The sequence below is a fragment of the Verrucosispora sp. WMMD573 genome (assembly GCF_027497175.1).
Taxonomy (GTDB): Bacteria; Actinomycetota; Actinomycetes; order Mycobacteriales; family Micromonosporaceae; genus Micromonospora.
Genome location: NZ_CP114901.1, coordinates 5,356,128 through 5,369,905, shown reverse-complemented (window position 1 = coordinate 5,369,905; position 13,778 = coordinate 5,356,128). Strand labels below are relative to the sequence as shown.

Annotated in this window: 12 protein-coding genes and 2 riboswitches; of the genes, 7 read left to right on the top strand and 5 right to left on the bottom strand. The window is 70.7% G+C overall.

Annotated elements, in window-relative coordinates; genetic code table 11:
• The first annotated feature begins 44 nt into the window (after positions 1-44).
• The gene (locus O7601_RS24400) at positions 45-1,340 is read left to right on the top strand and encodes an acyltransferase (protein ID WP_281563423.1); all 1,296 of its coding nucleotides are present in this window, start codon (positions 45-47) and stop codon (positions 1,338-1,340) included.
• Here O7601_RS24400 and O7601_RS24395 read toward each other — a convergent pair whose 3' ends face one another.
• The 3 genes from O7601_RS24395 to O7601_RS24385 form a co-directional block, all read right to left on the bottom strand.
• Entirely contained in the window at positions 1,341-1,523 is a 183-nt protein-coding gene (locus O7601_RS24395) for a helix-turn-helix domain-containing protein (protein ID WP_281567020.1), read from the bottom strand.
• A 41-nt stretch (positions 1,524-1,564) separates the two neighbouring features.
• Positions 1,565-1,759: a DNA-binding protein gene (locus O7601_RS24390; RefSeq protein WP_281563422.1), complete on the bottom strand. Its 195-nt coding sequence runs from the start codon at positions 1,757-1,759 to the stop codon at positions 1,565-1,567.
• A 104-nt stretch (positions 1,760-1,863) separates the two neighbouring features.
• Positions 1,864-2,439: a DUF5134 domain-containing protein gene (locus tag O7601_RS24385; protein WP_281563421.1), complete on the bottom strand. Its 576-nt coding sequence runs from the start codon at positions 2,437-2,439 to the stop codon at positions 1,864-1,866.
• A gap of 85 nt (positions 2,440-2,524) precedes the next feature.
• Here O7601_RS24385 and O7601_RS24380 point away from each other — a divergent pair, with 85 nt between their 5' ends.
• Positions 2,525-3,958, top strand: a complete 1,434-nt coding sequence (locus O7601_RS24380; RefSeq protein ID WP_281563420.1) for a PepSY domain-containing protein — start codon at positions 2,525-2,527, stop codon at positions 3,956-3,958.
• A gap of 141 nt (positions 3,959-4,099) precedes the next feature.
• Here O7601_RS24380 and O7601_RS24375 read toward each other — a convergent pair whose 3' ends face one another.
• Entirely contained in the window at positions 4,100-4,657 is a 558-nt protein-coding gene (locus tag O7601_RS24375; protein ID WP_281563419.1) for an XRE family transcriptional regulator, read from the bottom strand.
• 76 nt (positions 4,658-4,733) lie between these two features.
• On the opposite strand from O7601_RS24375, the gene O7601_RS24370 reads away from it, so the two are divergent.
• Positions 4,734-6,350 carry an FAD-dependent oxidoreductase gene (locus tag O7601_RS24370; RefSeq protein ID WP_281563418.1) on the top strand — a complete coding sequence of 539 codons (1,617 nt, stop codon included), beginning with the start codon at positions 4,734-4,736 and terminating at the stop codon, positions 6,348-6,350.
• Positions 6,351-6,452: 102 nt separating this feature from the next.
• The gene (locus O7601_RS24365) at positions 6,453-8,675 is read left to right on the top strand and encodes a helix-turn-helix domain-containing protein (protein WP_281563417.1); all 2,223 of its coding nucleotides are present in this window, start codon (positions 6,453-6,455) and stop codon (positions 8,673-8,675) included.
• Positions 8,676-8,762: 87 nt separating this feature from the next.
• Here the strand turns inward: O7601_RS24365 and O7601_RS24360 are convergent, their stop codons facing one another.
• A complete protein-coding gene (locus O7601_RS24360) occupies positions 8,763-9,908 on the bottom strand; it encodes a helix-turn-helix transcriptional regulator (protein ID WP_281563416.1) in 1,146 nt (381 codons plus the stop codon).
• 160 nt (positions 9,909-10,068) lie between these two features.
• Between O7601_RS24360 and O7601_RS24355 the strand changes: the two genes are divergently transcribed.
• The 3 genes from O7601_RS24355 to O7601_RS24345 all read left to right on the top strand — a co-directional run bounded on the left by O7601_RS24355 (position 10,069) and on the right by O7601_RS24345 (position 13,469).
• Complete coding sequence (locus tag O7601_RS24355; protein WP_281563415.1) at positions 10,069-11,571, top strand: cellulose binding domain-containing protein; 1,503 nt, start codon at positions 10,069-10,071, stop codon at positions 11,569-11,571.
• Positions 11,572-11,658: 87 nt separating this feature from the next.
• Positions 11,659-11,799: riboswitch (cobalamin riboswitch) on the top strand.
• Between the two features lie 100 nt (positions 11,800-11,899).
• Positions 11,900-12,943, top strand: a complete 1,044-nt coding sequence (locus tag O7601_RS24350; protein WP_281563414.1) for a prenyltransferase/squalene oxidase repeat-containing protein — start codon at positions 11,900-11,902, stop codon at positions 12,941-12,943.
• 31 nt (positions 12,944-12,974) lie between these two features.
• Positions 12,975-13,469 carry a hypothetical protein gene (locus tag O7601_RS24345; protein ID WP_348650215.1) on the top strand — a complete coding sequence of 165 codons (495 nt, stop codon included), beginning with the start codon at positions 12,975-12,977 and terminating at the stop codon, positions 13,467-13,469.
• 76 nt (positions 13,470-13,545) lie between these two features.
• Positions 13,546-13,689, top strand: a riboswitch (cobalamin riboswitch).
• The last annotated feature ends 89 nt before the right edge of the window (positions 13,690-13,778 follow it).

Genomic DNA, 13,778 nt, shown 5'->3' with positions numbered 1-13,778 from the left:
TTCGGCCTGTGCAGATGTCAGGTTCATGGAAAAGGGTTTGGTAGGTGCAGGCGTGGCTCGACGGGCAGCGCTCCCGGACGTTGCGAGATAGGTACTCGGCCCAACACAACGCTTTCGGCGTGCTGCGCCTCACCATGGCCTGTGGGGTCGTGATCGCGCACGCGGGGCCGATCGGATTCGGTGGGGCGAACCTTGGCGCGACCCTTTTCGCCGGGCAGAGCGACATCGGCACGATGTGCGTCTACGGATTCTTCCTGATCTCCGGATTCCTGGTAACGGACAGTGCGCTGCGCTCATCTCTGTCGCAGTACATTCGCGCCCGCCTGCTTCGGGTGTTCCCTGGCCTGTGGGTCTGTCTCGTCGTGACGGCCTTCGCTATCGCACCGCTGGTTGCCCTCAAGGAAAACGGCAACCTCAGCGGTTTCTGGGGGCATCCGGAAGGCCCCTTCGACTACGTCACCACGAACCTGTTCGCCTCGATGGAGCAGTTTCCTATCTCCGGCCTTCTCGCCGACACACCCTATGGGCAGATATTCGGGGGGCCCAGCGCATTCGACGGGTCGCTCTGGACGCTCCGATACGACCTGGCCTTCTACGGTCTCGTCGGCATCCTTCTCATGACCTCGGTGCTGCGCCGGTCACCGCGTTGGGTGCTCCTGCTGACCGGCATCTGCTACGCACTGGTGCTACGTGACTTCTTCATGGGTCCCACGCTCACCTCGCGTCCGCCGCAGCACGGTGCCGTCGGCCCGTTCCCGCTGATCGGAGCCTTCGCCGCCGACTGGACGCTGATGCTCGGCTTCCTCTTCCTGCTCGGCGTCGCCGCCCGGCTCTACGCACACCGGATTCCCATCAACGGTGTGCTGGCCGGGCTCGCCGCCGCAGTTCTGATCGTCAGCCTGTGGCGGGGCGGCTTCTTTGCCGTCGGTCTACCGTCGCTCGCCTACCTGCTGCTGTTCGCGGCGGTGGCACTGCCGAAGAAACTGTTCCGCATCAGCCGACGACACGACTACACCTACGGCATCTATATCTACGGCTTTCCCGTGCAACAGGTGATCGCCCTGCTCGGCGGCGCGCAGCTTGGAATGGCCGCCTACATCGTGCTGAGCCTGCTCGGCTCGCTTCTGCTCGCCGTACCCTCGTGGCATCTGGTCGAACGACCGGCGCTACGGTTCAAGACCATTGGTTCGGGCGCCCGGTCCGACACCACTGCCGACGCTGATCGGGCTCGGCACGTGTCAGAGCCGGTGCCGACCACCGATGCCGCGCGCCTGTCAGCGGCAGAGCACGGTGTGGTGGCCGTGCAACACCCCCGCGTTGACCGGCGGCATAGCGGCTGATCAGGCGGGGCTGTCCTCTGTCGCCCAGGCACAGATGGCCGCGAGTGGTTCCTCCAGGGTCTTGCCGAGGGCGGTCAACCCGTACTCGACGTGCTGCGGTGGTGTCTGCCTGAGCACCCGTCGCTGCACCAGCCCGTCGCGCTCCATCTCGCGCGGCGTCTCGGTCAGGACCTTCTGCGTGATCCCCGCGACGCGGACCGACGCCTACTGCGCACCAGAACTGGTCAGCTCAGCCTCAGATTGTGCTGTTCGAGGGCGGCCTCGATGATGTCAAGTGCTTTCGGCCCCATGCCGTGCAATCTGGCGAGGTCTGCGCGCGGCACACCCGCGAGCTGACGCAGGGCGGTGTAGCCGGCGGCGTTCAGCGCTCGCGTCGCGGGTGCGCTGATCTTCGGTAGGGCGTCAAGGGACGGAGTCACCGCCCGATGCTAGACGGCCGTGCGGACGTGTTGGGCGCTGGAAGGGTGGCCCGCCGGAGATGTCGCTGCCGGATGCTACGGCGTGGGTCGGTCCAGGCGAGACCTCACACGTTCATGAGTAGCAGCATGGTTCCCATGCCGGCGGCCATGGCGGAGTAGCTGAGTGAGTGCAGTCGGTGGTGGGATGTCGTCGTGGTGCGGTAGAGCCACCACAGGGCGGTGGCGGCGGCGAGTGCCACGAAGGCGATGTTGACCGTGTCCGCCCATGCCGGTGTCGGCACGGGTACTCCGCCGGAGGCGCCGCCGCCGTGGGAGTGCCCGGCGCCTGCGCCGCCGGTTCCCAACTCGGACATGAGTGTGGGCATGGCCGCGAGCATCCAGATCATCGCCGCGTCCATCGCGGCGTGGCTGAGCAGATCGGCGCGGTCCGATGTGTGTCGGGTTCGTCGGTAGGCGGGTAGCAGCGCGAGGGCGAGGATCGCGAAGACCGCGATCTGTGCCCAGGCGACCGCGCCCTCCACCATCACCCAGACCATGAGGATCATCGCCGCGCTCATCACGGTGTGGTTGATGTCGATCAGTTCCGCGTCGGAGAAGGGCTGGTCACGGGAGACCGCCCGGCGGCGGATGACGAGATCGGCGACGCAGACGATACCGGTGAGTAGAAATACGATCGTCAATACGGGAACCCATGGGGCCTCAAGCACGACTACAACTTAGACCATGTGACCCGGGTGACCGGCGACAGTTGAAAGGCCCACTTGGATGACCGTCTCAGAGACCGAAGCGCCGCCTCCCGCGGAGACGCCGGCGCCCGCCGCGCGAGTCCGTCGGACGAACTGGTTCGCCGCGTTCTGGCGTTGGCACTTCTACGGTTCGATCATCGTCATTCCGGTGCTTTTCGCGCTTTCCGTCACCGGCATGATCTACATGTTCCGCGATGACGTGGACTCCCTCACGCATCCTGGGGTGCTGAAGGTTTCCGTGGTCGAGGGCGCCCAGCGGGTCGCGTTGTCCGCCCAGGAGGCGGCCGTGCGCGCCGAGTTCCCGGATCGTGCGGTCCTGTCCGTGCAGGACGGCATCGGCGACCGGGCCACCCTGTTCGTCGCCGCCCAGGCGGACGGCAGCACCTCGAACGTCTACGTGAACCCCTACACCGCCGAGGTCACCGGCGTGCTCAGCCAGGACCAGCTCGTCTCCACCTGGGCGGAGCGTATCCACGGTGACCTGCTCATCGGTGATGGTGGCGTCGGGGACCGGATCGTCGAGCTCGGGGCCTCCTGGGGGATCGTGTTGACGATCACCGGGTTCATCATCTTCTTCCTCGGCCGGAAGGCCCGCAGCGGCGCCCAGGCCAAGGGCAGACGCGGTGCCCGGGTCCGTGGTTGGCATGCCATCGTCGGGCTCCCCGTCGGCCTCGGCGTCCTGCTGCTCGTCGTCTCCGGCCTGCCGTGGACCGGTTTCTGGGGCGCCAAGGCGTCGGAGCTGGCCGCGCACGGCAACATGTCGTTGTGGGGTGAGGATCCCGGCGCCGAGTCCACCATCCGGCAGCAGATCGAGAACAGCGACGGTCAGTCGGCGCCTGCCGGTTGGGCCTCGGGTAATGCCCCGCAGGGCACCAGCACCGGCGCCGGCACACCGATCTCGATCGACAGGGCCGTCGCCACGGCGCAGGCACAGGGCACTCCCGGGCCATACCTGATCATGTATCCCGAGGGCGACAAAGGCGTGTTCAGTGTGATGAGCAGCCAGTGGTACAACGTCGGCAACCCCGCCGAGTCCGACGTCACCCAGGAGACGACGGTCCACGTCGACCAGTACAGCGGTGAGAAGGTCGGCCAGTACAGCTACGCCGACTACAGCGCCATGGCCAAGGTCGTGTCCCACGGGATCGCCCTGCACGAGGGGCGGCGCCTCGGCGTGGCCAACGAGATCCTGTCCACGCTGTTCTGCCTCGCCGTGATCTTCATGTGCGTCACCGGGCCGATGATGTGGTGGACCCGCCGCGGCACCGCCTCCGGGCTGGCCGCACCCCGCGCGAAACTTCCGATCTGGGGCAACTGGCTCCTACTCGCCGCGATGGCCGTCCTCGGCGTGTTCCTGCCCCTGTTCGGCCTGTCGCTGCTGGTGATCCTCGCCCTGGACCAACTCCTGATCCGCCGGATGCCGGCCCTCAGGAGCTTCTTCGGCACGGCGTGAACCTCGGCGACGGTCCAGGCGGAAGCCGTCGCACCGACCGAGGAGGGATTTCGGTCGTGCGGCGGCCCAGGAGATCGCCGCCCTGGCGATGCCGCGTGATCGGTGTGGACCTGCCGGTGTCCATTCCTGCCGGTTTCACGCTCACTGGTGCAGGTGTGCGCGCTGGCCCTCGCGGTCGAAGATCATGATCAGCTCGGCCGGCCGGTCGAGCGCCGTCATCGAGTGTGGCGTCATCGTGGAGAACTCGGCTGCTTCACCCTTTGCCACCTCGATCTGCCGCTCGCCGAGCCACAGCAGCACCCTGCCTTCGAGCACCAAAAGCCAGTCGTAGCCCGGATGGACCCGCTGGGCCGGCATCGTCGCCTCGGGCTCCAACCGAACCTTCATCGCCATGGTGCGCCCATCGACGCGGCTCAGCGGCCACGTCGTGCGCGAACCCGAGCGGTGCTGCACGGGACGGATCACCACGTCCTCGTCGCTGGTCGCCTCGAAGAGCACGTCGAGGCTGACCTGTAGCGCGGCGGCCAGGGGGACGAGCACGTCGAGGCTCAGCGTCCGTTTTCCCGTCTCGACCCGGCTGATCGTGGACGGGCTGAGGTTGGTGCGTTCGGCGAGCTCGTCCAGGGAGTAGCCGAGCGTAGTGCGGATGCTGCGCAGCCGGGTGCGCGCCAGCCGCTCCACCTCACTGCGGTCGCTCATCCTCCGAGTATGAACCCACCTTGCGGATTCCGCAAACTGCCTTTCACCTGACGCCAGGCGTTCCTACGCTGGACGCATGACGGAGCACGCACACGAAACACCCGAACACCCACCCCACCAGAGCATCGTCCGCAGGTGCGACGTCGCCGTCATCGGCGGCTCAGCGGCCGGTCTGGCGGCCGCGCTGCAACTCGCCCGTCAGCGCCGCTCGGTCATCGTCGTCGACGACGGCACGCCGCGGAACGCGCCGGCCGCGCACATGCACGGCTACCTCGGACGCGAAGGCACCCCGCCCGAGGCGATGCGGACCATCGGGCGCGCGGAGGTCCGTAGCTACGGCGGCAACGTCCTCACCGGCCGGGTCCTGGCGGTGCGCAACGAGGACGACGGTTTCCACCTCGCGCTCTCGGGCGGCCACGGTCTCGTCGCCCGCCGGGTACTGGCCGCGACCGGCATCGTCGATGAGCTTCCCGACATCGAGGGCCTCGCCGAGCGTTGGGGCCGCCAGGTGATCAACTGTCCGTTCTGCCATGGCTGGGAGGTCCGTGACCTGCGGGTCGTGCAGATCGTCACGGCGGCGATGGGACTGCACCCGACCCCGCTGATGCGGCACCTGACCGACCAGTTGACCGTGGTGCTGCACGGCGCGACGGGGATCGAGCCGGCCGCGGTGCAGGCCCTCGTCGCCGCCGGGGTTCCGGTGGTCGAGGGCGCGGTGCGGCGGGTGGCGAACGCCGGCCCGGACGGGTCACTCGTCGTCGAGCTCGCCGACGGCCGCAGCCTGCCAGCCGACGCGATCCTCGCCGGGGCCCGTTTCCGGCCCCGGGTCGAGATGCTCGCCGGGCTGGGCATCGACACCGCGGCCCACCCCAGCGGACTCGGTCAGCTCGTCAAGGTCGACTCCACCGGGCGCACCAGCGTGGAAGGCGTCTTCGCCGCCGGAAACCTGACGGATCCGAGTGCCCAGGTCCTGCCGGCCGCGGCGAACGGTAGCTGGGTCGGTGCCCAGATCGCCTTCAGCCTCGCCGCCGAGGACGCCACGGCGGGTGTCCGTCCCTCCGGCGTCGCGATCGAGTGGGACAGCCGGTACGGGGACCAGGAACGCATGTGGAGCGCCAACCCGAACGGCACACTCGTGGCGGAGGCGACGGACCTGCCTCCCGGGCGGGCGCTCGACATCGGCGCGGGTGAAGGAGCCGACGCCCTGTGGCTGGCCGAACGAGGCTGGCAGGTGACCGCCTCCGACGTCTCCAGCAGGGCACTCGGCCGCATCCGGGCCGAAGCGGAACGTCGCGGGCTCGACGTGCGCACGTTGCACCGCGACGCCAACGAACCCGCCGCATACGCGGACGAGACCTACGACCTCGTTTCCCTGCAGTACGGCTCGTTCCAGCGCACCCCCGAGCAGCGCGGACTGCGCAACCTGCTCGACGCCGTGGCGGTCGGTGGGACGCTGCTCGTCGTCAGCCACGATCTGACCGGGCTCGAACCGGCGGACCCCGCCGAGCAGACCCGCATGTACGACCCGCAGGCGTACGTCGGCATCGACGACATCGCCGCCGAGATCGCGGCTTCGGGGGACTGGCGCGTCGACGTGCACGAGACCCGCCCGCGCCCCCCGGGGGCGATCAGCACCCACCACGTCAACGACATCGTGCTGCGCGCCGTCCGACTTGACAGGCACCGGGAGTAGGGCCACGGCGAACGGCAGTGCGCCCGGACGATCGCAAGCTCATGGCTTCCGTCGATACGATTGCCCGGTCGACGTCGTGCGGAGGCGGGGGTCGGGGTGCGGGTGGGCGACGGCACCAGCCTGGGACAGCTGTTGCGGCACCATCGGGCGGCAGCCGGACTGACGATCGAGGAACTTGCCGACCGGTCCGGCGTGAGTACCCGGGCGCTGAGCAACCTCGAGCGTGACCTGGTCCGCCGGCCGCAGCGCCGTACCCTGACCGCGGTCCTCGACGTGCTGGCGCCGCCGGCCGGCGACCGTGCTCTGATCGAGGAGAGCGCCGGCGTGGGCCGTCCGCCGCCCGGACCGTGCCCGATGCCCGCGCCGCCCGCCGATTTCACCGGCCGGGTCGCTTCGCTCGGCAGGCTGACCGAACTCGCCGGATCGGAGGAACCGCCGGCCATCGTCGCCGTACTGACCGGGCAGCCCGGCGTGGGCAAAACGGCGCTGGCGCTGCGCGCGGCCCACGACCTCGCCGACCGTTATCCAGACGGGCGGTTCTTCGTCGACCTGCGCGGTACCCACGAGCACCCGGCGACCGCCGGCGAAGTGCTGCAACGGCTGCTGCTGGCGCTTGGCCTGGGCGCCTCGCGGATACCATCCGACGTTGCCGAGCGGGCCCGGATCTACCGTGGGTTGCTCCGGCATCGGCGAACGCTGCTGGTGCTGGACAATGCGGCCTCAGAAGAGCAGGTGCGTCCGCTGCTGCCCAGCGACGGCCCGGCCCTGGTGCTGCTTACCTGTCGGCGTTGGCTGAGCGGGCTGGAGGCGGTGCACTGGTTGCCGCAGGAGCCACTGTCACCGGCCGAGTCGATGGCGCTGCTGCGGACGGTCGGCCACATTGAGGAAGCCCCGCCGGAGCGGATCGCCGCACTCGCCGGGCACTGTGGGCACCTGCCGCTTGCGCTGCGGATCGCCGGGCAGCGGCTGCGCGACGAACCCACGCTCACCGTCGCCGATCTCGACGCACGTCTCGCGCAGGCTCGGGATCGCGTCGCTGCCATCGACGGTGGCAACTCCGGTTTGTCCGCGGCGCTCACGCTGTCGTACCGCTGGCTCTCGGTGACCGGGCGCACGACGCTGCGGCGACTGGCGCTGATCCCGGGGCCGGACTTCGGCGCGGAAGCCGTGGCCGTCCTGTGCGCAGTCGACCTGGCCGAGGCCGAGGATCGGCTCGACGGGCTGGTCGAGTCCGGACTGCTCGGGCTCCGGCCACCGGACCGCTACGGGCTGCACGACCTGGTCCGCGCCTTCGCCATGGCCTGTTTGGAGCGGGACGAGCCGTCGGCCGCGCCGACGCTGCGGGAGAACCTGGTGACCTGGCTGCTGGAGGCAACCGTCCGGGCCGGGCGGCACTTCGAGCCCGGCGGACCGGCACCGGACGACAACTTGGACGCGGACCAGGCCCGCGACTGGCTCGACACCGAGCGGGAGAACTGGTTCCCAGCGCTGCGGATCGCGGCCGAGACCGGACGGGACGACCTGGTCGTCGCGGTCGCCGACGCGCTGCACTGGTTCTCGGACCAGCGGATCTACCTGGATATCTGGCCGGAGGTCTTCCGGCTGGCCGCTGAGGCGGCGACCCGCACCGGTGACCTGACCCGGCAGGCCACGCACCTGAACTATCTCTCCTGGGCGCAGACGCTCTGTCTGAACGACGCCTCCGCAGGGTTGGAAACCGCCCGGGCGGCGCTGCGGTCGGCGCAGCGGGCCGGCGACCGGGCCCAGCAAGGCTGGGCGCTGCTCTACGCCGCGTCCGCGCAGCTCCGGCTTCGTGAGTTCGAAGCCGCCCGGAGGTTGTTGCAGCGAGGCAGCAGGATGCTACGCGCGGCCGGAGATCACGAGGGCACGGCGCAGGCCATGTCGATGCTCGGCATCGCGTTGCGGGCGCTCGGCCGTACGTCCGACGCGCTGCGGGTGCACCGGCGTACGTTGCGGCTGCTGCGCGACGCGGAGTTTCCGATCGCGGCCGTGCCGCGCGCCTACTCGGACGCGATCGCCTGCCGGTGGATCGGGTTGGATCTGACGGATCTGGGGCGCTGGGGCGAGGCGGTCGGCATCCTTCGCGAGGCGGTGGCAGGCACGCGCTCCTGCGGGCTGCGGACCCAGGAGATGGCCGCACTGATCGAGCTGGCCGAGGCCCTGCGCCGCACCGGTTGCCCTGCGGAGGCGGGTGAGCATCTGGCGGCGGCGGTCGAGCTGGCTGGCTCGCTCGGTGACGCCGATAGCGTCGCCCGCGCCCGTACGGCGTTGGCCGAGCTGAACTCCGGGGCGGACGGTGGCTGAGCGGCGGCCGATCGGGTGTTGCGGGTGGATGGGCAGAGCGGCACGGGTGAGCGTCGTGGGCGCCCGGACCGGCGGGCCGCTAGCGGCTCAGGCTGCGGCGAGCGGCACAGCCGGGCGGGTGCCTGCGGCGCGGGCGACCGCGAACGCGAGCAGGATCGGATTGATCCCGTGTTCGCCGGCGATCCACCCGCAACCGGCCAGGTCGGCGACCGCCGCTGCGGGCGGCGTCGACGCGGCCAGCGCGCGGACCGCCGCGCGCAGCGGCTCCGGCAATCTCCGGTAGCCGTGCTCAAGGGCCGCGCCCACCGACAGGTCACCGGCGGTGAGTGCCTCAAGCTGCCGCCCTGGCCGGGCGAGCTGCGCGGTGATGCGCTCGATCGACCACGGGTGCCGGGTCCGCACCCGGTTCGCCACGGTGCGCAGCGCCAGCGGCAGACCGTGGCAGAGCTGCGCCAGCTCGGACACCCGCGCGTCCGGGGCCGTCGAGCCGATCATCCGGTGCAGCGCCAGCTCGGCGTCGGTCGTCGGCAACGGCGTGAGCACCCGCCGGGCGCGCCTCGGTGGCAGGGTCGGCCGCCCGGAAGTGGTCACCACCGCTACCGACGCTCCCCGGTCCGGCAGCAGCGGTGCCAGCCGGACCGCGTCGGACGCATCGTCGAAGACCAGGAGCATCCGCCGCCCGCCGACCAGCCGCCGCCACGCCGCGACCGCGGCAGGGTCGTCGTCCGGCGCGTCGTCGCCCAGCGAGCGTGCCAGCTCCCGGGCCAGCGCGGCGGGGTGTGGAGCGGGCGAGCCGCCCAGCGCCACGAACCGCACCCCGTCGGGAAAGTCGCCACTCATCCTGGCGGCGGCCTGCGCCGCCAGCGCGCTCTTGCCGATGCCGGGCAGGCCGGCCAGCTCGATCACCCGGTGCCGGGACGCGGCGCCGGCCAGCCGGTCGAGATCGTCGTCGCGTCCGGTGAAGCACGGCGTCAGCCGGGGCAGGCCGATCGCCGCCGGTTCGACCCGGACGGCGGCGCGCAGCCGGCTGCGGTCGTCCGGGCCGAGGCGCAGGGCCCCGGCCAGCGCGGCGAGGGTGCCCTCGTGGGGGCGCCGGATGCGGCCCCGCTCGATGCCGCCGATGGTGCGCGGGCTCACGCCCGATCGTGCGGCCAGACCGTCGATGGTCAGCCCGGCGGCGGTACGCAGCACCCTGAGTGCGGAACCACCCGCGAGTCGTCCGTAGTCACTCACAGCCCGTCCCGGTGGGGTGTGCTCAGCTGTCCTGAGTGACGCTAATGACTACGCTCCAGTAAGGTCACCACCGTCGGTGTGTCACTGCCCACATGCTCACGGTGAAGTTGCCGGTGCTTCTGCATGGCTGCGAGTCGTCACTCTCGGTTGACTCTGGGCCATGCAGACCTTCCGAACCGCCCTCCGCGTGGCCGCTGCCGCAGCGCTCACGCTGTCCACAGTCGGACTGACCACGGCCGGGGTCGCCGCCGCCTCACCGGCCGCGCCGCCCGGCGTACCCGCCGCGAATCTCTTTGAGAGACTGTCGCCCACCGTGCAGGAGCGGATGGCCGGACAGCTGACGCTCGTCGACGCCGCCAGCGTGATTCGATCCGCCGTGGAGGCGGGTGAGCCGCGCGGCTACGCCGGCCTCGGCCTGGTCGACAACCACGTCACGCTGTGGTGGAAGGGGGCCGTGCCGGCCGACATCGCCGCAGCCGTCCGAAGCGTCGAAAAGCTCGCCGAGGTGAGGGTCGAGCCGGCCAGGTACAGCGGCAAGGAACTACAGGCCGCCGCGGTGAAGCTGCGCCGTGTCGTGGCGGAGGATCGCTCGGATGCGGCGCACACCGTGCGAATCAGGACCGATGGCAGCGGGCTGGAGGTGGCCGTCGACACCGCCGGCGGAGCGAAGGTTCCGGCGTTGCCCGCCACCGGCGTCAAGACCAGCACCGTGGTGGCCCAGAAGCCGGAACAGCACGCCACCCGCTTCGACGACGATGCCCCGTGGAACGGTGGCGCGCGCATCTGGAACGGCGGAGGGGACCTCTGCACGTCCGGCTTCGGGGTGCGCGACCTCGCCGACGACACCCCTTATGTGCTCACCGCCGCGCACTGTGGACCGCTCGGCGGCGAGTGGTTCGACGGCGTCGGCGAGCCGATCGGGTTCATCGTCGAACGCCACGGCCCGCACGACATCGCACTGATCAGCGCAGCGTCGGCCGGCAGCGACGTGTACGTCGGCGGCCTGCACGAGTCGACGAGGGTGCCGGTGGCTGGCTGGACCCAGGTCTTCCCCGGCCAGATCCTCTGCCAGTCCGGGCAGACCACCGCAGAGATCCACGGCGCTCCCATCTGCAACCTGGAGGTGCAGTTCCACTACACCGACGAGCAGGACCTGGTCGAGGCCACCCAGTTGGACGGCGGGGAGTCCGGCTACGGCGGTGACAGCGGCGGCCCGGTCTACCAGGTGAAGCCGGACGGCTCGGTGCTGGCCGCCGGCACCCACACCAGCGGCCTCGGCAGCGGCATCGGCTTCCAGGACTTCGCCACCGTACGCGACGACTTCGGCGACATCGTCCCGGTGACCGCTACCGCCGGCCCGGCAACCTGCCAGGTGTCCTACCAGGTCACCACCTGGTCGGGCGGTTACACCGCGAACGTGACCATCTACAACTGGGCCGCTGCCATCAACGGCTGGCAGCTGGCCTGGAACCTGTCGGCCGGCAGCACCATCACCACCCCGTGGAACGCCGGGATCACCCAGAACGGCCCGGCGGTGACCGCGTCGAACCTGGCCTACAACGCCAGCATCCCGAGCGGCGGGGCCGTCACCTTCGGCTTCAACGCCACCGGCACGCCGAACGTGCCGTCGCCGATCACCCTCAACGGCCAGAGCTGCGCCTGATCAACCACTCAGCAGGGCCTGGCAGCGGAAGCTGCCAGGCCCTGCGCGGTGTGTTCGACAGCTGATTGACAGTGGCCGTGTGGCGGACGAGACTGGCGCGACAACTGCACAACCGCGTGTGCGTGCGGGGGAAGTCCGGTCGAAGTCCGGCGCTGGCCCGCAACGGTAGGCCGCTGGGAGCATTCCTGGTGGCGAGCCCGAATACCTGCCGTACTCGCGAGTCTCTGCTCCTCACCCGTCGTGGCCCACGGGTCGGAGGCCGGCCAGCCGGGCCATCGCCGGGCGGGCCGGGTTCCTGACGACCGCCGGGCCGGAAAGGCGCTCCCCGATGGTCGTTCGCCTGAGCCGGCACCGCCTGCTCGCCCTGCTCTGCGGGATACTCGCCGCCCTCACCCTCAACACACCCGCGATCGCCACACCTGCGCAGGTCGGCGCCGTTCGCGCGGATGCCGCCGCCGGCTGGTTGGCCCGACAGTTGATCGACGGGGAACGTTTCGAGGCTGTCTTCGACGGAGTCGCGTACCCGGATCAGGGTTTGACCCTGGACGCGGTCTTCGCGTTCGCCGCGGCCGGTGTCGCCGACGACTTCGGCGCTCGGGCCCTGGCCTGGGTCACCCGGCCGGACATCCGCGACGGCTACATCGGCGACGGCGCCGCCGAGGCGTACGCGGGCGCTACCGCCAAGCTCGCTCTCGCCGTCGCGGTCCGCGGCGGTGACCCGACCGACGTCGGCGGTGTGGATCTCATCGCCCGACTGCTGTCGCTCCAGAACCCCGGCGGTCGGTTCACCGACCGGTCGGCGTGGGGTGACTACAGCAACGCGTTCAGCCAGTCCTTCGCGCTCCTCGCGCTGGACCGGACCGCGCAGGGCGTGCCGGCGCTCGCCGCCGGATGGCTGGCCGGCACCCGGTGCCCGGACGGCGGCTATCCGCTGCTGCCGGAGCAGCCGGTTTGTGTCTCTGATGTGGACGCCACCGCCGCCGCGGTGCAGGCGCTGCGGGCCGCTGGCCGCCCGGCCGATGCTGCCGCGGGACTGCGCTGGCTGATCTCGGTGCAACGTGCCGATGGCGGGTTCACCAACGCCGGTGGGGTTGCGAACGCCAACAGCACCGGGTTGGCGGCCCAGGCGTTGCGCGACGGGGGCCGGCCGTTGGCCTGGGTCCGGGCCCGCGTCTTCCTGGCCGGACTTCAGGTCGGTTGTGCCGCCCCGGTCGCCGACCGGGGTGCGGTCGACTTCGACGGCGGCGTCTTCGATCCCGGAACCGCCCCCCGCGCCACCGCCCAGGCTGTCCTCGGACTGGCCGGCACCGGATACGCCCGGCTCTCCACCGTCACCGCGACCACCGGCGCGCCCACCCTGCCCTGCCGCTGACCGGCCGGCAGATTCCGTCCCATCAGAAGGAGTGCTCATGTCCCAGGTCTACGATCCCGTCCGTCGGTGGCTGGCGAGCATCGCGGTGGCGGCTGTCGTCGCCGTCGGGTTGATCGCTGTCGAGCCGTCTCCACGAGCCGCGCAGGCCGCCGCCTGCACCGGGACGACCGGGGTCACCGTGGTGGTCGACTATGGTTCGCTCGGCGGCGGCGTCCAGGTGGCGTGCGCGCTCGGTGACCCGGCCACCGGGCTGGCCGCCCTGCAGGGCGCCGGCTTCACGGTGACCGGTACGCAGCGATGGGGGCTGGCCTTCGTCTGCCGGATCAACGGCAAGCCGACCGCCGCGACGGAACCCTGCATCAACACCCCGCCGGCCAGCGCGTACTGGTCGTACTGGCACGCCTCCGGCAGCGGCGCCGCCTGGACCTACAGCACGCTGGGAGCGACCAGCTACAACCCGGCGCCGGGGACGGTGGAAGGCTGGTCGTTCGGCTCCGGCGCGGCACCCAGTATCACCGCGCCCTGACCTGCGGGTACGCTGCTTGAGCTGTCGACGCGTCGGGTGTCGTCCGCCACGCTGGCGCCGAAAGGTGACCGGCGGTACGGTGGCGGCACCCGGCGCGTCGGGTACTCAACTGAATACGTCCTGTGTGGGGGGAAGTCGGTTAGAAGCCGACGCTGACCCGCAACCGTGAGCGAGAGCTGTCTCGCGAGCCGGAATGCCCCGCACCGGACGAGCGGCTTCCACTGTCGAGGTCTACAGGGTGGAGTCCGGGTAACCGAGGTACGGCATCTCATCGCGGCCACGCGAACGGATACCGCCGCCTTCCGGAGC